Annotated in this window: 17 protein-coding genes; 9 read left to right on the forward strand and 8 right to left on the reverse strand. The window is 38.5% G+C overall.

Annotated features, from left to right (window positions below):
• Positions 1-296: 296 nt before the first annotated feature.
• Positions 297-1,541, reverse strand: coding sequence for a glycoside hydrolase family 5 protein (locus DXB63_RS16155; protein ID WP_122127420.1), 1,245 nt, complete (start codon positions 1,539-1,541; stop codon positions 297-299).
• A 302-nt stretch (positions 1,542-1,843) separates the two neighbouring features.
• On the opposite strand from DXB63_RS16155, the gene DXB63_RS16165 reads away from it, so the two are divergent.
• The 5 genes from DXB63_RS16165 to DXB63_RS16185 all read left to right on the forward strand — a co-directional run bounded on the left by DXB63_RS16165 (position 1,844) and on the right by DXB63_RS16185 (position 7,917).
• Positions 1,844-2,611 carry a ParA family protein gene (locus tag DXB63_RS16165; protein ID WP_122127422.1) on the forward strand — a complete coding sequence of 256 codons (768 nt, stop codon included), beginning with the start codon at positions 1,844-1,846 and terminating at the stop codon, positions 2,609-2,611.
• 5 nt (positions 2,612-2,616) lie between these two features.
• On the forward strand, positions 2,617-3,522 hold the full coding sequence (locus DXB63_RS16170; protein WP_122127423.1) for a ParB/RepB/Spo0J family partition protein: 906 nt from the start codon (positions 2,617-2,619) through the stop codon (positions 3,520-3,522).
• Between the two features lie 4 nt (positions 3,523-3,526).
• Positions 3,527-4,297 carry a DUF5683 domain-containing protein gene (locus DXB63_RS16175; RefSeq protein WP_178301042.1) on the forward strand — a complete coding sequence of 257 codons (771 nt, stop codon included), beginning with the start codon at positions 3,527-3,529 and terminating at the stop codon, positions 4,295-4,297.
• A gap of 9 nt (positions 4,298-4,306) precedes the next feature.
• Positions 4,307-5,581 carry a lytic transglycosylase domain-containing protein gene (locus DXB63_RS16180; protein ID WP_122127424.1) on the forward strand — a complete coding sequence of 425 codons (1,275 nt, stop codon included), beginning with the start codon at positions 4,307-4,309 and terminating at the stop codon, positions 5,579-5,581.
• Positions 5,582-5,661: 80 nt separating this feature from the next.
• Positions 5,662-7,917, forward strand: coding sequence for a bifunctional (p)ppGpp synthetase/guanosine-3',5'-bis(diphosphate) 3'-pyrophosphohydrolase (locus tag DXB63_RS16185; RefSeq protein ID WP_122127425.1), 2,256 nt, complete (start codon positions 5,662-5,664; stop codon positions 7,915-7,917).
• Between the two features lie 34 nt (positions 7,918-7,951).
• Here the strand turns inward: DXB63_RS16185 and DXB63_RS16190 are convergent, their stop codons facing one another.
• Positions 7,952-8,296 (reverse strand): MerR family transcriptional regulator, encoded by a 345-nt coding sequence (locus tag DXB63_RS16190; protein WP_122127426.1) that lies wholly within the window; start codon positions 8,294-8,296, stop codon positions 7,952-7,954.
• A gap of 12 nt (positions 8,297-8,308) precedes the next feature.
• Positions 8,309-9,277 carry a M23 family metallopeptidase gene (locus DXB63_RS16195; protein ID WP_122127427.1) on the reverse strand — a complete coding sequence of 323 codons (969 nt, stop codon included), beginning with the start codon at positions 9,275-9,277 and terminating at the stop codon, positions 8,309-8,311.
• Positions 9,278-9,408: 131 nt separating this feature from the next.
• Here DXB63_RS16195 and alaS point away from each other — a divergent pair, with 131 nt between their 5' ends.
• Complete coding sequence (gene alaS / locus DXB63_RS16200) at positions 9,409-12,033, forward strand: alanine--tRNA ligase (RefSeq protein ID WP_122127428.1); 2,625 nt, start codon at positions 9,409-9,411, stop codon at positions 12,031-12,033.
• A gap of 529 nt (positions 12,034-12,562) precedes the next feature.
• Here alaS and DXB63_RS16205 read toward each other — a convergent pair.
• The gene (locus DXB63_RS16205; RefSeq protein WP_122127429.1) at positions 12,563-13,981 is read right to left on the reverse strand and encodes an ATP-dependent RecD-like DNA helicase; all 1,419 of its coding nucleotides are present in this window, start codon (positions 13,979-13,981) and stop codon (positions 12,563-12,565) included.
• 95 nt (positions 13,982-14,076) lie between these two features.
• Here DXB63_RS16205 and DXB63_RS16210 point away from each other — a divergent pair, with 95 nt between their 5' ends.
• Genes DXB63_RS16210 through rsmD form a run of 3 tightly spaced genes read left to right on the forward strand, consistent with a single transcriptional unit; the run spans position 14,077 to position 16,171 of the window.
• Positions 14,077-14,763, forward strand: a complete 687-nt coding sequence (locus DXB63_RS16210; protein WP_122127430.1) for a hypothetical protein — start codon at positions 14,077-14,079, stop codon at positions 14,761-14,763.
• A gap of 11 nt (positions 14,764-14,774) precedes the next feature.
• Positions 14,775-15,611: a DUF3822 family protein gene (locus tag DXB63_RS16215; protein ID WP_122127431.1), complete on the forward strand. Its 837-nt coding sequence runs from the start codon at positions 14,775-14,777 to the stop codon at positions 15,609-15,611.
• Positions 15,612-15,625: 14 nt separating this feature from the next.
• Positions 15,626-16,171 carry a 16S rRNA (guanine(966)-N(2))-methyltransferase RsmD gene (gene rsmD, locus DXB63_RS16220; protein WP_122127432.1) on the forward strand — a complete coding sequence of 182 codons (546 nt, stop codon included), beginning with the start codon at positions 15,626-15,628 and terminating at the stop codon, positions 16,169-16,171.
• 1 nt (position 16,172) lies between these two features.
• On the opposite strand, the gene cls is transcribed toward rsmD, so the two are convergent.
• From cls to DXB63_RS16240, 4 genes are all read right to left on the reverse strand, one after another.
• Positions 16,173-17,612: a cardiolipin synthase gene (gene cls, locus DXB63_RS16225; RefSeq protein WP_122127433.1), complete on the reverse strand. Its 1,440-nt coding sequence runs from the start codon at positions 17,610-17,612 to the stop codon at positions 16,173-16,175.
• Positions 17,613-17,796: 184 nt separating this feature from the next.
• Entirely contained in the window at positions 17,797-18,402 is a 606-nt protein-coding gene (locus DXB63_RS16230) for a metallophosphatase domain-containing protein (protein WP_122127434.1), read from the reverse strand.
• A gap of 2 nt (positions 18,403-18,404) precedes the next feature.
• Positions 18,405-19,685 carry an MBL fold metallo-hydrolase RNA specificity domain-containing protein gene (locus DXB63_RS16235; RefSeq protein ID WP_122127435.1) on the reverse strand — a complete coding sequence of 427 codons (1,281 nt, stop codon included), beginning with the start codon at positions 19,683-19,685 and terminating at the stop codon, positions 18,405-18,407.
• On the reverse strand, positions 19,682-20,701 hold the full coding sequence (locus DXB63_RS16240) for a hypothetical protein (RefSeq protein WP_122127436.1): 1,020 nt from the start codon (positions 20,699-20,701) through the stop codon (positions 19,682-19,684). The genes DXB63_RS16235 and DXB63_RS16240 overlap by 4 nt, the downstream gene beginning before the upstream one ends.
• Positions 20,702-20,852 lie beyond the last annotated feature (151 nt).

Here is a 20,852-nt window from a genome sequence, read left to right on the forward strand (position 1 = left end):
TAATTTCATGTGTAAGACTCTTTTTTGTCCAACTTTTGGGGTGCAGTTCAAAAAAAAGTACCTTCACTTTAATTGGTTATTTGATAGTAGTTTATATCTGAAAGTGAAGACGTGAAGGTAATATTCGATAATTTTAAAATATGCACAGGTAAGCAATTTTATGCCGGTGGGGAGGACTACATCATGATTTGGTGTGCGATTTTGTCGGTGAGCTTATAATAAGAATGTATTTTCTCATCCTGAATAAATAAACAAAGGGGTGTAGAAACACCCCCTTGTCGCAGCTTATCGGATTTTTATTCCTTTAAGTTTAAGGCGTTGATGTAATCTTCTTGTACTACGCAATGCTTAAATTTGCAGGCTTCAAGAAAATCAGTCATGGCTTTGCGAACTACTGCCTGATCGGGGCGAATGTCGCGAATTTCCTGGTAACTGCCTCGGGGGGCTTCTGAAAAACTGATGATGACATCCCAATTCTCCGGCGGAGTGATACCTACGAATGATGAACCTTCCATTTTCTTATAAGGCCAGAAGGTGTATCCGATATTGTTCTCCTTCAGTATCCGGCAGAATGCATTCATCCATTCTTCTGTATTGTGCCCTATTTCTCCCATATACATCGGAAGGTTAACGCTATCGCGGAAGCTGATGAAAGATTCTATCGCTTCTTTAGTAGCCTCTCCTCCGTATCGGTGGCAGGTATATATGATTTTATCGTCGAATGTGGAGTCTTTGAAAGGTTTAAAATAACTGTTCCATTGTGCTCCGCCAAGTAGGACGATGTGATTTTTATCGACTTCACGAATGGCGGCAACGCCCTTTTTGTATACGCCTTCCAATTTGCCGTTCAATTCATCTTTATTTTCAAGGAAGTGGGCGATTGGCTCGTTGAGCAGTTCATATCCCAGGATGACAGGCTCATCTTTGTAATAGTCGGCAATCTTGCGCCAGATGTCACAATAAAGTTGTTGACTGGTTTCGCTTTCATATAGCCAAGGATAACCGTAGCTGTCATCTATATTGTCACCGCTTTGTCCGCCGGGAGCATCGTGCATATCAAGGATGAGGTAAAGCCCTTCTTCCCTACACCATTTTACGACTGAGTCTATGCGGGCAAATCCGTCTTGATTGGCAGTCAGCCCCATATAGTCCTCATCAGTAAACAGTTTATAATGAAACGGTAGGCGAATGGTGTTGCTGCCCGTTTCTTTTATAAACCGGATGTCCTCGCGAGTGATATAATTGTCTTTGAATGCTTTCCAGAATTCGGCGGTAAAGTCCGGTCCTACAAGCTGGCAGAACATTTCGTTGATGAAACGTGCCGAGCCGGTTCTTGTGAGCTTGAACATATATCCTTCCGGATTTAACCAGTTACCGAGATTGGTACCTTTTATGAACAATTTACTGCCATCCGGCTGTATCAGGTCTTGCCCGTCGATTGTTATGAACTTAACGGAAGCGTTTGCCTCGGTTGTTGTTTGTTTTTGTGTGCAGCCACTTAGTAGAGCTGCTACAATAATAATGAGATAGAGGTGTTTCATAATCTAAAAATGTAATTATATAAGCAAAACGTAAAAAAACTCTTTTTATTTTGATAGAAATGTATTTTCTACTCGTTTACAAATCTTAATGTTATGCAACCCAATATAAAATTGACGATAATTAGTGGGAAATATGTATATTTGCGTGCTGAAAATATCGTTGATAGAAACAGAAATGAAAAAAGGGCTTTGGAGTTATTAACAGATAGGGTAACTTATCAACAGTTTTTGCAAAGTTCTTTTGTTTTTGTAGGTGCTCTAACTTATTATTGCTTATTTCGCTGCCAATAAATTAGATATATATGGGAAAAATAATCGCTTTAGCTAATCAAAAAGGGGGGGTCGGAAAGACTACCACAACGATTAATCTTGCGGCATCATTGGCAACTCTTGAGAAAAAAGTGCTCGTCGTGGATGCTGATCCTCAAGCGAATGCTTCTTCCGGATTGGGAGTAGATATTAAACAAGTGGAATGTTCCATTTATGAATGTATTGTTAATCAGGCAGATGTAAGGGAAGCTATCTATACAACGGATATTGACGGGCTGGATGTGATTTCTTCACATATAGACCTTGTCGGTGCCGAGATTGAAATGCTAAATCTTGAAAACCGGGAAAAGGTGTTGAAGAAATTACTGACTCCTCTTAAGGATGAATATGATTACATCTTTATAGACTGCTCTCCGTCGTTGGGCTTGATAACCATAAATTCCTTGACGGCTGCGGACTCGGTAATCATACCTGTGCAATGTGAGTATTTTGCATTGGAAGGAATCAGCAAACTATTGAATACCATAAAGATTATCAAATCTAAACTAAATCCGGCTTTGGAGATAGAAGGCTTTCTGCTGACGATGTATGATTCTCGTCTGCGTCTGGCGAATCAGATTTACGATGAAGTGAAAAAGCATTTTCAGGAACTGGTATTTAAAACCGTTATACAGAGAAACGTGAAGTTAAGCGAGGCACCGAGCCATGGAATTCCTGTTATCTTGTATGATGCGGATTCTTCCGGTTCAAAGAATCATTTAGCTTTGGCTCAAGAGATTATTAAAAGAAATAGTAAATAGAAGATATGGCTGCACACAAAAAATTTGCTTTGGGTAGAGGGTTGGATGCTCTGATTTCCATGGATGAAGTGAAGACGGAAGGTTCTTCTTCTATTAATGAAATAGAGCTGTCGAAGATTTCGGTGAATCCGAATCAGCCGCGTCGCGAGTTTGACGAGGCTGCATTAAAAGAATTATCCGATTCAATAGCTGAAATAGGTATTATACAGCCGATTACATTACGAAAAATCTCAGATGATTCTTATCAGATTATTGCCGGAGAACGTCGCTTTCGTGCATCATCACTTGCCAGACTAAAAACAATTCCTGCTTATATCCGTACAGCGGATGATGAGAATGTGATGGAAATGGCATTGGTTGAGAATATTCAACGTGAAGATCTGAATTCGATAGAGATTGCTTTGGCATATCAACATCTGCTTGAACAGTATGAATTGACTCAGGAACGTTTGAGCGAGCGGGTAGGAAAGAAGCGTACTACGATTGCAAATTACTTGCGTTTGCTGAAACTTCCTGCACAGATACAGGTGGCTTTGCAAAATAAAACGTTGGATATGGGGCATGCGCGTGCTTTGCTGGCTTTGGACAACCCAAAGATGCAAATGAAGTTGTATGCGGAGATATTGGAACATAATTATTCCGTTCGTAAGGTTGAAGAGCTGGTAAAAGCGTTGAGTGAGGGTGAAACGGTGAAGAGCGGTGATAAGAAAATAGCTCCGAAACGAGCGAAACTTCCGGAGGAATATAATTTATTGAAAAAACATCTTTCCGGCTTTTTTAGTGCAAAAGTACAGTTGTCGTGCACTTCAAAAGGTAAAGGGAAGATCAGTATTCCTTTTAATAATGAGGAGGATCTGGAACGTATAATGGAAATATTCGATACGTTGAAAGATAAAGAGAGAAACGAATAAAAGGTTGGCTGTAAAAACATTGACATATCGTATCGTTATAGCCCTGCTTCTCTGTGCAATACAGGTAGCAGGGATTGATGTGTATGCACAGAACCAAACGGTGAGAAACGATTCTGTCATTAATATACCGAAAGCGCGTTTGCATCGGCTTCAAATGAGCTCACAAGATTCACTCGCGACGGACAGTATTATTAAAGTGAATGAGGAGAATTATAAGAAGTTGGATGCTCCGGTGGATACGGCTTCTTTAGTTGTGTCGAAAGATAGTGTGGCAGTACAACCTGAAAAGAAAATATGGATTCCTAATTCTTCCAGAGCAGTGTGGCTGGCTGCTGTTTTTCCGGGAGCAGGGCAGGTTTATAATCGTAAGTATTGGAAATTACCGATTATTTACGGTGGATTTTTAGGATGTGCCTATGCTTTGACATGGAATAATAAAATGTATTCGGATTATTCACAAGCCTATCTGGATATTATGGATAACAATCCGAATACGAATAGTTATCTTGATTTTGGAGTAAATATAACTCCGGATAGAGAGGAACAGTATAAAGCTATATTTAAAAAGAAAAAAGACTTTTACCGACGGAATAGGGATTTGAGTATCTTCTGCTTTATCGGTGTTTATTTAATATCGGTCATTGATGCTTATGTGGATGCGGAATTATCGGATTTCGACATCTCTAAGGATTTAGGCTTAAAGATAGAGCCTGCCATAATTAATGACCGCCGCCTGGGAAATTCCATAGGCCTTCAGTGTAGTATTAAATTCTAATAATGAAAGATGAAACACATTCTATTATTTATTTCGGTTTTCTTGATTTGTATTTCAGTTGTTAATGCGCAGAGTATCAGTGTTACGGTAGGGAGTGACGGGAACAAGCATGAAGAATTGATTGAACTGCCCGAAAGCATGGACTATGCGGTTGACAGTTTGCTGAGCAACTGGAACTCCAAGAATTATATTATGCAGGGGGGAGACTGTAATATGAGTGATGTGAATCCTTCATATCCTGACTCTGTTTATATAGACAGGCTTTCCCGCATCCCTTCTATAATGGAGATGCCTTATAATGAGATTATTCGTAAATTTATAGATCAATATGCCACTCGCTTAAGGAAGAATGTTTCTTATATGCTGGGAGCTGCCAATTTCTATATGCCTATTTTTGAAGAAGCACTGGATGTTTATGATATTCCTCAGGAATTGAAATATCTGCCGATTATAGAGTCTGCTCTGAATCCTTCGGCTGTGTCACGTGCCGGAGCCAGCGGACTGTGGCAATTTATGATAGGCACAGGGAAAATATATGGTTTGGAGTCCAACAGTTTGATTGATGAACGTCGTGACCCGATAAAATCAACATGGGCGGCTGCCCGTTATTTGAGGGATTTATATGCGATCTATCAGGACTGGAATCTTGTCATTGCTGCTTATAACTGCGGGCCGGGTAATATAAATAAGGCTATTAGGCGTGCTAATGGAGAGAAGGATTATTGGAGTATATATAACTTCTTACCGAAAGAGACCAGAGGGTATGTTCCTGCGTTCATTGCAGCCAATTATATAATGACTTATTATTGTGAACATAACATATGTCCGATGGAGACGTTGATTCCGGCAAGTACGGATACTGTTCAGGTAAATAAGGATTTGCATTTTGAACAGATTTCGGATATTTGCGGAATTAATGTGGAACAGATCCGTAGCTTGAATCCGCAGTATAAGAAGGATATAGTGCCGGGAAATACAAAATCGTGTACTTTGAGATTGCCACGTAACTATATCAGTACTTTTATCGATAGTCAGGATACAATCTACACGCACAGGGCTTCTGAATTGTTTAATAAGAGGCGTACGGTTGCGGTCAAGGATATGCCTGCGGGTAGTAGTCGCACTTCCTCATCCTCCGGGGCTATTTACCATAAGATAAGGCAGGGAGAAACACTTTCTGTTATCGCCCGTAAGTATGGAGTAAGCGTAAAAGAGATCAAGCGTTGGAACAATTTGAAGAATGATCGGATTGCAGCCGGCAAACGGTTAAAAATTTATCGGTAGTCGTGGCTTTTGCCTAAATTTGCTTGCATGATAATGTTTTTTGCTTATTTTTGCAGAACGGATAATGGAGGAAAATAAGAATGGACGACATACAAGCAAAGGAAATGGCCGATGAGGAAATGATAAACCAAGGGTTTCAGGACCTGTTGGACGCTTATCTTGCAACCAAACATCGTAAAAAGGTTGAAATAATAACTAAAGCTTTTAATTTTGCAAAACAGGCACATAAGGGGGTGAAACGTCGTTCCGGTGAGCCATATATCATGCATCCTATTGCTGTTGCAAAGATTGTATGTGTAGAGATAGGTCTTGGGTCTACGTCCATTTGTTCCGCTTTGCTCCATGATGTTGTTGAGGATACGGATTATACAGTTGAGGATATTGAGAATATATTCGGCCCTAAGATAGCGCAGATTGTAGACGGATTGACCAAAATTTCCGGTGGAATCTTTGGCGACAGGGCTTCTGCACAGGCGGAGAATTTCAAAAAGCTGTTGCTTACCATGTCCAGTGATATCCGTGTTATCTTAATCAAAATAGCCGACCGCCTTCATAATATGCGTACTTTGGGATCTATGCTTCCCAATAAGCAGTACAAGATAGCAGGAGAGACTCTCTATATATATGCTCCGTTGGCCAATCGGTTGGGACTTAATAAGATAAAAACGGAACTGGAAAATCTGAGTTTTAAGTATGAACATCCGGAAGAATACAAACAGATAGAAGAAAAACTGCAAGATACGGCAGCAGCCCGTGATGAGGTTTTCCGTAATTTTACTACCCCTATCCGTGCTCAATTGGATAAAATGGGCATAGACTACCAGATTGTGGCGAGAGTGAAATCTCCATATTCTATCTGGAACAAGATGCAGACGAAGAATATTCCTTTTGAGGAAATATATGATATACTTGCCGTTCGTATTATTTTTACGCCAAAGAATCCGGAAGAAGAGTTGAACGAATGTTTTAATATCTATGTTTCGATCTCGAAGATATATAAACCGCATCCCGATCGTTTGAGGGATTGGGTTAGCCATCCGAAAGCAAATGGTTATCAGGCACTTCATGTAACCTTGATGAGTAATAACGGTCAGTGGATTGAAGTGCAGATTCGTAGCGAACGTATGAATGATGTGGCGGAGCAAGGCTTTGCTGCGCATTGGAAATATAAAGAAGGGGGAGGAAGTGAGGATGAAGGCGAGTTGGAGAAGTGGCTTAAGACAATTAAGGAGATACTTGATGATCCGCAACCGGATGCCATTGATTTTTTAGATACGATAAAACTGAACCTTTTTGCTTCGGAAATATTCGTGTTCACTCCGAAAGGAGAAATCAAAACCATGCCACAAAACTGTACGGCACTTGATTTTGCCTTTTCTATCCATACTTTCTTAGGCAGCCATTGTATTGGCGCGAAGGTTAATCATAAGCTGGTACCGCTGAGTCATAAACTGCAAAGTGGTGACCAGGTAGAAATTCTGACTTCAAAATCCCAGCGTGTGCAGCCTGAGTGGATAAATTTTGCAACTACGGCTAAAGCTAAGGCTAAAATATTGGCTATCCTGAAACGGGAACAAAAACATGCTCAGAAAGAAGGGGAGGATATACTGAATGAGTTCTTTAAAAAAGAGGATATGGAACCCAATTCAGTTAATGTTGAAAAGCTCTTAAAGTATCATAAGTTGTCGGATAAAGATGTTTTGCTTGCTGCATTAGGTCAGAAGACGATTGTGCTGGGAGATGGAGATAAAAATGAACTGAAAGATAAGACTGCATCAAGCAGTTGGCGCAAGTATCTGACATTCTCGTTTGGTGGTGGAAACAAAGAAACGAAAGAGAAGGAGAAGGAAGAAGAAAAAGAACCGGTTGAGAAAATAGATACTAAAAAGGTGCTGAAGCTGACGGAAGATGCGATTCAAAAGAACTACGTTATTGCGGAATGTTGTCATCCGATTCCGGGTGATGATGTATTGGGCTATTTGGATGAAAACAATCGTGTCGTGATTCATAAGCGTCAGTGTCCTGTTGCTACTAAATTGAAAAGTAGTTATGGAAATCGTATTATAGCTGCGGAATGGGATACTCATAAGGCGTTGTCTTTCCCGGTTTATCTATATATAAAAGGTATTGATGATGTCGGGCTATTAAATCAGATTACTCAGATTATCTCTCAACAGCTAAGTGTGAATATCAGGAAATTGTCTATTGAAAGCAATGATGGTATTTTTGAGGGAAAATTACAACTCTATGTGCATGATGTAGATGATGTGAAAACCATTTGTACCAACTTGCGTAAAATCAATAATATTAAATCGGTTACTCGTGTAGAGGACTGATGGTAGATTAATACGGTGAGGGGAAGAACCGGATTTATAATGTATCCAGTTCTTTTTTCATTTTTAAAAGTTCTTCCCGGATTTCTTTTAAACGGTCTATGATTTCTATAGCCTGTATGGTGTCTTCTTTATTGTCTTTCAGCTTTTGGCGTGCTCCGAGCAGAGTCATTCCTTTTTCTTTTACCAAATGATATATTAAACGAATGTTCTCTATATCTTCTTTTCTGTATTGTCGGCTTCCTTTTGCGTTCTTCTTTGGTTTGATGATCGGAAATTCCTTTTCCCAGAAACGAAGTAATGATTCGTTTACATCAAACATTTTTGCTACTTCACTGATGGAATAGTATAATTTCAGCTCTTTTTCGGGATTATATGCCATTTTATCTTCTTTTTAATCGAATACTTTACCGTGGTTAGCTGCCATTTGAATCATCTTATCATAATCTTCGGCACTCAAATCCATGAAGTAGTAATTAATGGGGTTTACTACCTGTCCTTTTACGTGTACTTCATAATGTAAGTGAGGTCCGGTACTTTTTCCTGTACTGCCTACATGCCCGATAATTTCTCCGCGTACCACTTTCTTCCCAACTCTGGTTTGATAATCTTTCAAATGGGCATATCGGGTAAAATAACCGAAACCATGATCTATTTCTACTGTATTTCCGTAGCCTGTTTCCCAACCGGCCTTTACCACTACACCATCTCCTGTGGCATAAACATCTGTTCCCAAAGGTGCAGAAAAATCCATTCCACTATGGAATTTGGTTGTTCCGTAGATGGGGTCTATACGTGTTCCATAGCCGGACGCAGTTTGTCGTAGGTCTTTGTTGGATACAGGTTGTATGGCCGGAATACATTTCAGCATTTCATCATGCTTTTTGCACATGCTTATCACCTCGTCAAATGATCTGGACTGAATATAAAGTTGCCGGTTTAATAAATCCAGTTTTTGGGTGGTATTGATAACAAGGTCGGCATTAGCCATATCCATTAATTGCTCATAACGATTAGTCCCTCCGTATCCGGCTTTGCGAATAGCTTCGGGAACGGGATCTGCCATGAAGATAACTCGATAAAGATTGTCGTCACGTTGTTGTATATCCTGTAGTACGCCCAATGCTTGTTCAAGTCGTTTGGAGAGAACATTGTATTGTGCAAGTAAACGGGAATTTTCTGTGCGGAGTTCTTTTTCGGAAGGCGAACCGAAGAGCAATAATAAGATGATAAAACAGCTGGCTCCCAGTCCCATACCGATGAAAAGGCGGCGAAGAATACTTAATGCCCGTTGTCGAACGGTGGGGTATATCCTGTCGTAAGTCTGTGTCCTGGGATTATAAATATAGTAAACCTTACGCATTTGTCCTCTTTTTTATAGTTTTTAATGTGCAATGCGTGAATATTTTGCACAATAATAAGGGCAAAAATAATAAAACAAGCTATCTTTGCAAATCCTTTTTGAGAATATTAACTTGAACGTTAGATATAAGTATGTTGACAGCTAAAGAAATTAGAGAATCATTCAAGACTTTCTTCGAGTCAAAAGGGCATCAGATTGTTCCTTCTGCCCCGATGGTCATAAAAGACGACCCTACATTGATGTTTACCAATGCGGGTATGAATCAGTTTAAAGATATTATTTTAGGTAATCATCCTGCAAAGTATAAAAGAGTGGCAGACTCTCAGAAATGTTTGCGTGTCAGTGGTAAGCATAATGACTTGGAAGAAGTGGGTCACGATACTTATCATCATACAATGTTTGAAATGTTGGGTAACTGGTCATTTGGCGATTACTTTAAAAAGGAAGCTATATCATGGGCATGGGAATATTTGGTTGATGTTTTAAAGCTGGACCCGTCTTATCTTTATGCCACTGTTTTTGAAGGAAGTCCAGAAGAAGGATTGGAACGTGATAATGAAGCTGCCGGCTATTGGGAACAGTTTCTTCCGAAAGATCATATTATAAATGGTAATAAGCATGATAACTTTTGGGAAATGGGAGATACAGGGCCATGTGGACCTTGTTCTGAGATTCATATTGATTTGCGCCCTGCCGAAGAACGTGCCAAGATAAGCGGACGTGATTTGGTAAACCATGATCACCCGCAAGTAATCGAAATTTGGAACTTGGTATTCATGCAGTTCAACCGTAAAGCGGATGGAAGTTTGGAGGGTCTTCCGGCAAAAGTAATCGATACCGGTATGGGATTCGAACGCTTGTGTATGGCACTGCAAGGTAAGATTTCTAATTATGATACGGACGTTTTCCAACCAATCATTAAAGAGATTGCTAAAATGGCCGGAACTGAATATGGTAAAGATAAACAGAATGATGTGGCAATGCGTGTGATTGCCGACCATATTCGTACGATTGCTTTTTCTATAACGGACGGTCAGTTACCGTCGAATGCAAAGGCCGGATATGTAATTCGCCGTATTCTTCGTCGTGCTGTGCGTTACGGATATACTTTCTTAGGTCAGAAACAAGCATTTATGTATAAACTTCTTCCTGTGTTAATCGAAAACATGGGTGAGGCTTATCCTGAATTAAATGCTCAACGTACCTTGATCGAGAAGGTAATTAAAGAAGAGGAAGAAGCATTTTTGCGTACATTGGAAACGGGTATCCGTTTGTTGGACAAAGCTATGTCTGATGTAAAGGCTGCCGGAAAAGATACGATTAATGGCAAAGATGCTTTCACATTATATGATACATTCGGTTTCCCGCTCGACTTGACGGAATTGATTCTGCGTGAGAACGGATTGAATGTGAACCTTGAAGAGTTTAATGCAGAAATGCAGAAGCAAAAAGAGCGTGCTCGTAATGCTGCTGCCGTAGAAACAGGAGACTGGATTACTTTAAAAGAGGGAACAACTGAATTTGTAGGCTATGACTTTACAGAATATGAGGTCTCTATTCTTCGTTACCGTCAAGTAAAACAGAAAAATCAGACACTTTATCAGATCGTGCTTGATAATACGCCGTTCTATGCGGAAAGCGGTGGTCAGGTGGGTGATACCGGTGTGTTGGTGAGTGAGTTTGAAACGATTGAAATTATTGATACGAAGAAGGAAAATAATCTTCCCATACATATCACAAAGGAACTGCCAAAGCATCTTGACGCTCCGATGATGGCTTGTGTTGATACGGACAAACGCGCTGCATCTGCTGCAAACCATTCTGCTACTCACCTGTTGGACGAGGCTTTACGTATTGTGTTGGGTGAGCACGTGGAACAGAAAGGTTCATTGGTTACTCCGGATTCATTGCGTTTTGACTTTTCTCATTTCCAGAAAGTGACAGATGAACAGCTTCGTGAGGTAGAACATCTGGTGAATGCTAAGATTCGTGAGAATGTGCCGTTGACCGAATATCGTAATATGCCGATTGAAAAGGCTAAAGAGCTTGGTGCTATTGCACTTTTCGGTGAGAAATACGGAGATGAGGTTCGTGTAGTTCAGTTTGGCTCTTCTGTCGAATTTTGTGGTGGAACGCACGTCTCGGCAACCGGAAAAATCGGTATGATGAAAATTATTTCCGAGAGTTCTATCGCTGCCGGCGTTCGTCGTATTGAAGCCGTTACAGGTGCGAAAGTGGAAGAAATGATGGATGTTATACAAGATACGTTGAATGAAGTAAAAGTTCTCTTCAATAATGCTCCTGATTTGAAAGTCGCTATTCGTAAATATATAGATGAAAATGCCGGATTGAAGAAGCAAATGGAAGACTATATGAAAGAAAAGTCTATTGCGATTAAAGAGCGTCTGTTGGAAAATGCTAAAAACATAAATGGGATTAGGCTTATTACAATGAATAATATGCCTATACCGGCAGATGTCGTTAAGAATATAGCTTTCCAACTTCGTGGTGAAATCACGGAAAATATGCTTTTTGTTGCCGGTACGGTGGATAATGAAAAACCATTGTTGACGGTGATGGCTTCTGATAATTTGGTAAAAGATGGCATTAATGCGGGACAGATTGTCCGTGAAGCAGCCAAATTAATTCAAGGTGGTGGTGGTGGTCAACCACATTTTGCAACGGCAGGTGGTAAAAATACGGATGGTTTGAATGCTGCTATAGAGAAGGTGATTGAACTAGCCGGATTGAAATAAGATTATTAATGATATGTTTAAAGCCTTTCTTTCATTCGAGAGAAGGGCTTTTTTTATTGATGATATCTCGGCTTGCCCGATACTTATTAGGGATAAGTATAAATCGATTTTCAGCATACGGTCGATTGCCGACAAACTCCTATCGTTTGCAAACAATCGACCGTATGTTTGTCTTCAAACGTCCTGATGCTTTTTTCAATCAACCAGATGTTTTTTAAAAACATCAAGGTGTTTATCGGTGAAATACAGTATAAAAAACAAATTGCTCTCAAATAACCTTCAATCTTTCAGTTTGCAAATTTAGGTTTGACTATCAATGAATTACCCTGAACCTTTCTTCGGAAAAAGATTCAGTCGATGAGGACGATTGAGCAAATCTGCTGAATGATTCCATCTTTCAGGATAACTCGTTCAGTATCAATGTAAAATAGGCAAACTGAAGGATGAAGCTTATAGGTGATTGTTGCTCTGGAGAGTATACAAAGAAAGGGATATCTGTGCTTATCTTCTTTAAATATCAGGTGGGCTTTTATTCTGCTTGCTCTTTGGGATAGTTTACAAGATAAAGGGTTTGAGTAGCACGGGTAAAAGCGGTATACAACCATCGGAAATAATCCGGTCCTATATTCTCTTCTGTAATGTAACCTTGGTCGAGAAAAATGTTTTTCCATTGCCCTCCTTGCGCTTTATGGCAAGTAATGGCATACGCGTATTTTATTTGTAAGGCGTTGTAATAGGGATCGGCTTTCATTTTTTTCATTCTCTCCTTTTTTATTGTAATATCCGCATAATCTTCAAGTACACTATAAAAGAGTTTGTCGTTCAGTTCCTTTGGCAAGGCGGGAGATTCGCTGTGAAGCGTGTCGAGCAATAAATTAGCTTCCAATTCGAAATCATTGTAGTCAGGAAACGATAGCAGGACTTCAGCGAAGCGGAAGCCATACAATTCTTTAGTTCGGCGTACACGGCGCACTACTGCTATATCTCCGTTTGCTATAAAATCAATTTCTTTGTTCTTCTCTGTCCAAAAGTAATTATTTTTAGCAATCATCAGCATATCTCCGCTATTTAATTCATCTTCTCTGTCTAAAATGGTATTTCGAATTCCATTATTATATAAATTAGCCCGTTTGTTGGAGCGGCAGATAACCATTGTCTCATCCATTCCGTCTCTCCCGTAACAGGTATTTAATTCATCTATCAGTTCATTTCCCGGGAGTATTCGGATATCCGCAAAACCTTTTAGGCGAACTTTAGGTAGGCTCAGAAAGTTTTCTTCGGCTATGTATCGACGTAATTTAGTGGCATTCCAAAGAATACCCGAATTTTCTAATTGCCTAACTACTTGAGTCAACCCTATTTCTTGTACCTCCAGTCCATAACCTTTCAATATATCGGCAGAAAGTGCCGGGCTCTCTTCTTCGCCTACAGGAGGAAGCTGTGCGGTATCTCCCATTAATATGAGCCGGCAACCGGTTCCCGAATAAACAAATTGAATTAAATCATCCAATAGTCGCCCGCTGCCGAAAGAAGAACCGGATAGACCATCATTGGAGATCATCGATGATTCATCCACAATAAATAAGGTGTGTGTATTTAGATTGTCATTTAATGAAAAGTTAGTCATTTCATTAGAAAAAGACTTCTGCCTGTATATCTTTTTATGGATAGTATATGCAGGATGTCCGGCATACAGAGAGAACACTTTAGCAGCGCGTCCCGTAGGAGCAAGTAAGATGGACTTCTGTGCGAGACTATCCATCGTCTTTACTAAGGCTCCAACGAGAGAGGTTTTACCTGTTCCTGCAAATCCCCGCAATAGGAATATTGTGTCGTTTTGCTTGGACAACAAGAACGTAGCCAAAGATTTAACTGCTAATTCCTGTTCAAAAGTTGGTTGATAATGAAAATTTTCTTTAATTTGTTGCTCTAAATAATTATTTATCATTTTTATGCGATAAAAAAGTTCATGGAACTGTCGTAAAATAGATTAATTTATTTTATTTTTGCGCTACGAATATAAACTAAAAAAACAATATTATCATGAAAACAGTAATTAATATCGTATTAGTCGCCTGTATCTGCGTTCTAGCCTATATTTGCTATGGAAGCATCATGGGACCGATTAGGTTTGAGGAAGCACAAAAGGCAAGAGAAAAGAAGGTCATTGCCCGCTTGATTGATATCCGTAAAGCACAGCTGGAATATCGTAACCAACATCAAGGTCAATATACGGCGAGTTTTGATACGTTGATTACTTTCGTAAAGACTCAAAAGATTCCTTTCGTAGCTAAAGAAGGTGTTTTGTCTGATGCTCAGTTAGAAAATGGATTGACAGAGAAAAAGGCTATGGCTTTGATTAATAAAGCAAAGAAAACCGGAAACTGGAAAGATGTAGAGAAAGAAGGTTTGATGGGATTTAAACGTGATACGATGTGGGTAAGCGTTATGGATACGATTTATCCGAAAGGCTTTGTTGCGGATTCAATGAGATTTGTTCCATTCGGTGGCGGAAAAGAATTTGAAATGGCTACTAAGAGTGATACTACAAAATCCGGTGCTCCTATCTATTTGTTCGAGGCTAAAACTCCGTATGAGGTGTATTTGCAAGGACTTGATCGTCAGGAAATCATTAACTTGAAAGATATGGCTACTAAATTGGGTAAATTCCCTGGATTGCAAGTCGGCTCAATTGATACTCCTAATAATAACGCAGGTAACTGGGAATAATATAAGTCTATATGCCCGAAAAAGCAATTGCTGAAAGAATTGACTTTAGTAAATCGGAACAATATACATTATCCATCCGTCTAAGTACGGATGGATTTTCTTTTTCTATCTATAATCCGATTCTTGATAGTTCTCTGAGTTATTTTTCTCAGGAGATAGAGAGCGGTACGTCTATGGCTGCGAACGTCAAAGAATTGTTGAAGTCGGATATTCTGCAATATACCTATAAGCGGGTAAATGTTTTATTGGTAACCCGACGCTTTACGCTTATTCCTCTCGAACTGGCAGAGGATGAAGAACAATATCGTACCGTTTTTTATTATAACCATTCAATGCAGGAAAACGAAAAGGTGCTTTGCAACGACCTTCGGAAGGCTTATGTGAAAGTCGCTTTTGGAATGGATAAGAGCGCATGGCAGCAATTGTCTGAACGTTATCCGGCTGCGCATTTCTATTCGCAGGTCAGTCCGCTAATCGAACATTTTGCAGGAAAATGCCGTTTGGGTAACAGCAAGAAGATGTATGTTTATGTCAGAGGTAACTCTTTGGATGTGTTTTGTTTTGATAGAGGACGCTTGCTATTGGCGAACTCCTTTGACTGTAAGCAGGTAGATGATTGTATTTACTACCTATTGTATGTGTGGAAACAACTTGATTATAATCAGGAACGTGACGAGCTGCATCTGGTAGGCTTTTTCAATGATAAGGAGAAGTTGAATAGCGGCTTGAAGCAGTTTGTCCGGCAGGTATTTATTATTAATCCGAAATCGGAATTTACCCGTCAGGGAGTAGCAAAGTTAGAGGATATCCCTTATGATTTGCAGACCTTGACATTGTGCGAATTATAATATAGAAAGAGAATATGCGAGTTATCAGCGGAATATATAAAAGACGGAGATTTGATGTGCCTCGTACTTTTAAAGCACGTCCTACAACGGATTTTGCCAAGGAGAATTTGTTTAATGTATTGTCTAACCAGATTGATTTTGAAGATGGCGTTACCGCCCTTGATCTTTTTGCAGGAACAGGAAGCATTAGTATCGAATTGGTATCAAGAGGATGCGATAAAGTGATTTCGGTAGAAAAAGATTCGCAGCATTATGCTTTCATCTGTAAGGTAATGCAGGAAGTAAAGACTGATAAATGTTTTCCTATCCGTGGAGATGTCTTTAAATATATAGAGAATAGCAGCGAGAAGTTTGATTTTATCTTTGCCGATCCCCCTTATGAATTGAAAGGACTGGAAACGATTTCACAACTTATTTTTGAAAAAGGTTTATTGAAAGAAGACGGATTATTTGTTTTGGAGCATGGTAAGACAAATAACTTTGAGGATGATCCCCACTTTGTGGAAAGGAGAGTATATGGAAGTGTAAACTTCTCTTTTTTCAGGTTGGATAATAAATAGATTATAATAACGGGGCTAGTAGTCTTACGATAGATTCCGTCGCTTTACGTTTTAACGGACGCTTCTGCCAATTCTTTAATTGTATCTGTACTGATTCTTTTTGATCACGCAGAAAAATCTCTTTCATTCTAAGTGCAGTGTCTTTGTCATACATGAAAGCGTTTATTTCAAAGTTATGTTCAAAACTACGGAAATCCATATTAGTAGAGCCTACTGTAGATAAGGTATCGTCAGAAACCATAAGTTTGGAGTGTAGAAACCCTTTTTGATAGAAATAGACTTTTACACCTGCCTTGAGTATGTCACTCAAATAAGAACAGGAACCAAGATGTGTAATACGGTTGTCGGCTCGTTCCGGCATCATTAACCGGACATCTACTCCGGCTAAGGCTGCGATTTGGAGTGCAGACAGTATAGGTTCGGTTGGAAGAAAGTAAGGAGTTTGAATATAGAAATATTTTCGGGAGCTACTGATGGCAAGCGTTAATCCCTGCATGATTTCTTTCCATTGTCCAACCGGTTCGGAGGTAACTATTTGCATGATACTGTTGCCGTATGATTTCACTTCAGGGAAATATTTGGCAGAAGTAAGTAAGGTGCGATCTACAAAGTACCAATCCATAAGAAAAGCTGTTTGAAGGCCGTATACCGCTTTACCTTTTATCTTGATGTGTGTATCCCGCCAGATACCCCAGCTAAATCCGCGCATATATCTTTCTGCAATATTCATTCCTCCGATAAAGCCGACTTTCCCATCTATGACAGCTATTTTCCGGTGATTTCGATAATTCACTTTACTGGTAAACTGGGGGAAACGCACTTTCAGAAAACTGCGTGCTTCGATACCGGCTTCCCTCATCTCCTCATAAAAACGGTTTGGTACATGCCAGCAACCTACATCATCATATAAAAGCCTTATCTCCACTCCTTCGTGTGCTTTATCTATCAAGACGTCGCGTACCAGTCGTCCTACAGCATCGTCTTCAAAAATGTAATATTCCAAATGGATATATTGCTTTGCTTTATATAGTTCATGTATAAGAGCCTGTAATTTAGGAAGTCCTGATGTATAGATATCTATTTTGTTTCCTTCAAAAACCAATGCCTGATTCGTGCTTTTAAACAGTGCCATCAGTTGGTGCTGATTGTCGGGGAACTGAAATGCGGCCTGTGCAAGAAACTCTTGCATAGGTCTTTTCATTAAACGGTTGTAACTCTTTTTACTAATTAACCGTTCCCGACGGGTGCTACGTCCAAAGAATATATAGAAAATAAGTCCGATAAAGGGAAGAAAGGTTAACACAAGTATCCATGCCATCGTCTTTACCGGATTTCTATTATCGAGGATGACAACGATAATCGTACCGATAACAGCTCCGACGTACAGAATATCGAAAGTAACGGTAAATATTTGATTCACTAATCCGCTCCAATCTATCATAGTCGATGTTGCTTTATTGGATTCAATTAGCAAAGTTATATAAAAACGTTGGAATAGACGAATAAAAAATCAAGAATAACTTAACTTGGATTGGATAGAAGACATTTAAGAGGATACTGAGATATTCGAGTCGAAAGTTTAGATATAATTCCCAAAGAGAGTGGAAAGTTATTGAAAACAGGAATTATCTCTCGATTTTTAATAAGAATGGGACATAATTCAGTTTATATTTTTCATCAAGTTGTGCTGCGTTTACAAATGTTGTCTTTTCTGTATATTCGATACCTACTGCATTGTGGATGTGCCCGAATAAATGATATTTCGGCTGAATCCTCAATATGGCTTGTAATAAATCAGAACTTCCATAGTTAATATTTGCCGATGAATCCAAGATACAATAAGGCGGTTGATGAGAAACTAATACATCAATATTCGAGGGGATAGATGCTATTTGTTTCGTATATTTTCCAGATAGAACGTCTTCCATGAACATAGGTATGCCATAAAGTTTTATGTTTTCTATTGTTATACCTGAATTACATAGATAAAAGCAATTTTCAGGTAATCCTTCTATATTTGCGCCAAATAAACCATCATCATGGTTTCCTGCAATAAATATTTTATATTTGTGAGGTAAATTGAAGAACCATTCCATGAAGTCCATTATTTCATTTTCTGTTCCGGCAAATGAAATATCACCTGAATGTATAATGAGGTCTGTATTCGGTAAATCATTTAGTTGATTATGATAACCATGAGTATCTGAAAGATGAAGGATTGATTTTACCATATTTAAATTAGCTTGCAATTAAACGATTCACCATCATAAAGTGTGATAACAGGGGCTATTTCCCCGAATAATCTTTGAAATTTTTCAGGAGCTTCTGTATGAATAGGGATAATGCCGCCAATGGGCTTTACAGTTTTAAAGACCGTTCTTAATGTGGGTGTATCGGCATGTCCGCTTGTATGCATATAATCTATTTCATAGGAGGACAGGAAATCATGTAGTATTGGATTGTATGCTTGCTTTTGATTATCCAAATATCCATTCCACATTGAATAGTAAATCTTTGCATTATATTCAGCTAAGATAGGTTTAAATGCTTCTGTTGCGCGAATAAGCATACAAAAGCCATGCTTCATTAAAAAGTTCTTAAAGTTTTCCGAAAATAGAAATGAATTAGAATGAATGCCCTTTTTTAATGTAAAGAATCGTCCTGCATAATTTTCAGTTTGTGCATAGTTAATATCATAAAAAGGAGTATATCTTTTATGGTTCTTAGAAACAATCTTCAATATTTCAGCTTGATAGTTGTCGCAAACGAAACTCCGTCCTGCTCTTTTTGCTGCATGGTACAAAGAGAATATTCGGTCAATATTGGTAGATGAGACTAATACGAAATTGTATTTATTTTGCTTAAATTGATTCTCAAAATCTTGTTGTAACTCTCGTTCCGTTTGCATAGCAACATTGGATCGGGAAACATTAGTTCCTTCTGAGATGATATAATTTATGTTGGAGGCATACTTTTGTAGCATTTTGTTGAGCTTTGATCCTCTGAAACCATGTCCGCGAAAATCACCAGTATGGAGTAAGCGTGTTCCTTCTGCTTCGATAATGAACATATAAGCATCAAAAGCGGAATGATCTATCATCAAAGGCGTGATCGTTATTTTACCTATTTTTATCTTTTCAAGTGGGGTAAATGTTTTAAAGGTATTGATGCGCTCTACAATCTTTTTATGTTTATTTCTTTCTGTAAGGTCTTGGATATAAGTTAGTCTTTGCTCAAGACACCTGTAAATCTCACATGCGGTTTTTCCAATATATATAGGGATGTCATGTGGCACATCGCATATTTTTCCTATGTGGTCACCATGATAATGAGATATGAAAAGTGCACTTCTGGATATATCTCCACATGTTAAGCCTTCAATCAAGGGTAAGTCTGATGTTATTGTACCTGGTAATTGTTCTCCGTAGTCAATAAAAACTTTGTAACCGTTATGTTCAATTTCAGTTACGCATCCTCCTATCTGCTTTGTTCCTCTGTGAATAATTAATTTCATTCTGGTCTGATTATTTCATCGTATTCTCCATTAATTATATCTGTGATTCCAAATGTTGTCGTTTTTGCAGTTTCAGTTTCTGGAATAATAACTTTGGAGAATAAAAAGGTAGCATGGAAATCATTGTTTTTTTGAGTAATATCGCCAAAATCATCTTCCACGCAGTGTTTGGCCGATCTTTTACACTTCCAATCTTTATACTTATTATTATTTGGTTTGAATAGATACCCTGCCATTGTTTGTTTAGGGGTGCTGCCATTCTTTTCCTTGTTATTATTTAAAATTATAAAATAGAATTCCGGTTTAGTCAGGATGTCTTTAATTTCTATGCCATGTAGTTCTTTAGGTACATTCACACCTAATTCCACTTGAGCTTTGATGATATTTACAATTTCTTGCTTTAATGATTTAAAATAGCCTTTGTCTTGAAATAGTTTGAAGTCTTTTATATGTTTGTATATTCCACTGTTTCCACCAATCGCTTTACTTCCATATTTTAATTCTATTAAGGCTATATTATAGGGTTTGGTTTTAGAAATGGCTATAATATCGAAGCGTCCTTTAAAACCACTATTATCACGTTCTGTTCTGTTATGAAATTGTTTTCTATATTCCACATCTAAGCAGAACCACTTGGATTTTGGATTGCTATTGTTTTTTGTTATTAATAGTGCTTGGGCTCTTTTTTCGAGAGTTTTCTTACTCTTTTGATCACTGACATCTTTTATTTCTTGATAACAATTATGGATTGTTTCAGGAGAAATATCTATACCATTTTTCCCATTTAAATAGTAATTATTGATTGTGCAATAGATTTTTTTCTCTTTATCTGTGCGCTTTCTTTTATATTCAATTTTTGCGATACTATCACAATTATAGTAAAGATTGAGATATCCGTTGCGAATACCAAAGAATAGTTCTTCTTGAGACTCTGTATAGAGATGATGTAGGCAGCTGTTTTTTAATGCATCAGCCATTTCTTCATTTATTCCTCGGATAATTTTCTTTTTAGTCATTGTTCGTTTTTCTATTTAAAGAGAACCATTAAGAACAAAGATAATATATTATTCAGATATATTGTAATTTAAGATGCGTTTTGTAGAGAAACAAATAAGTGTGTTTTGATAAATAGGGCTATTGGGCTTTTCCTATCACTTTCATACAATT

The sequence above is a fragment of the Bacteroides sp. OM05-12 genome (genome assembly GCF_003438995.1).
Taxonomy (GTDB): domain Bacteria; phylum Bacteroidota; class Bacteroidia; order Bacteroidales; family Bacteroidaceae; genus Bacteroides.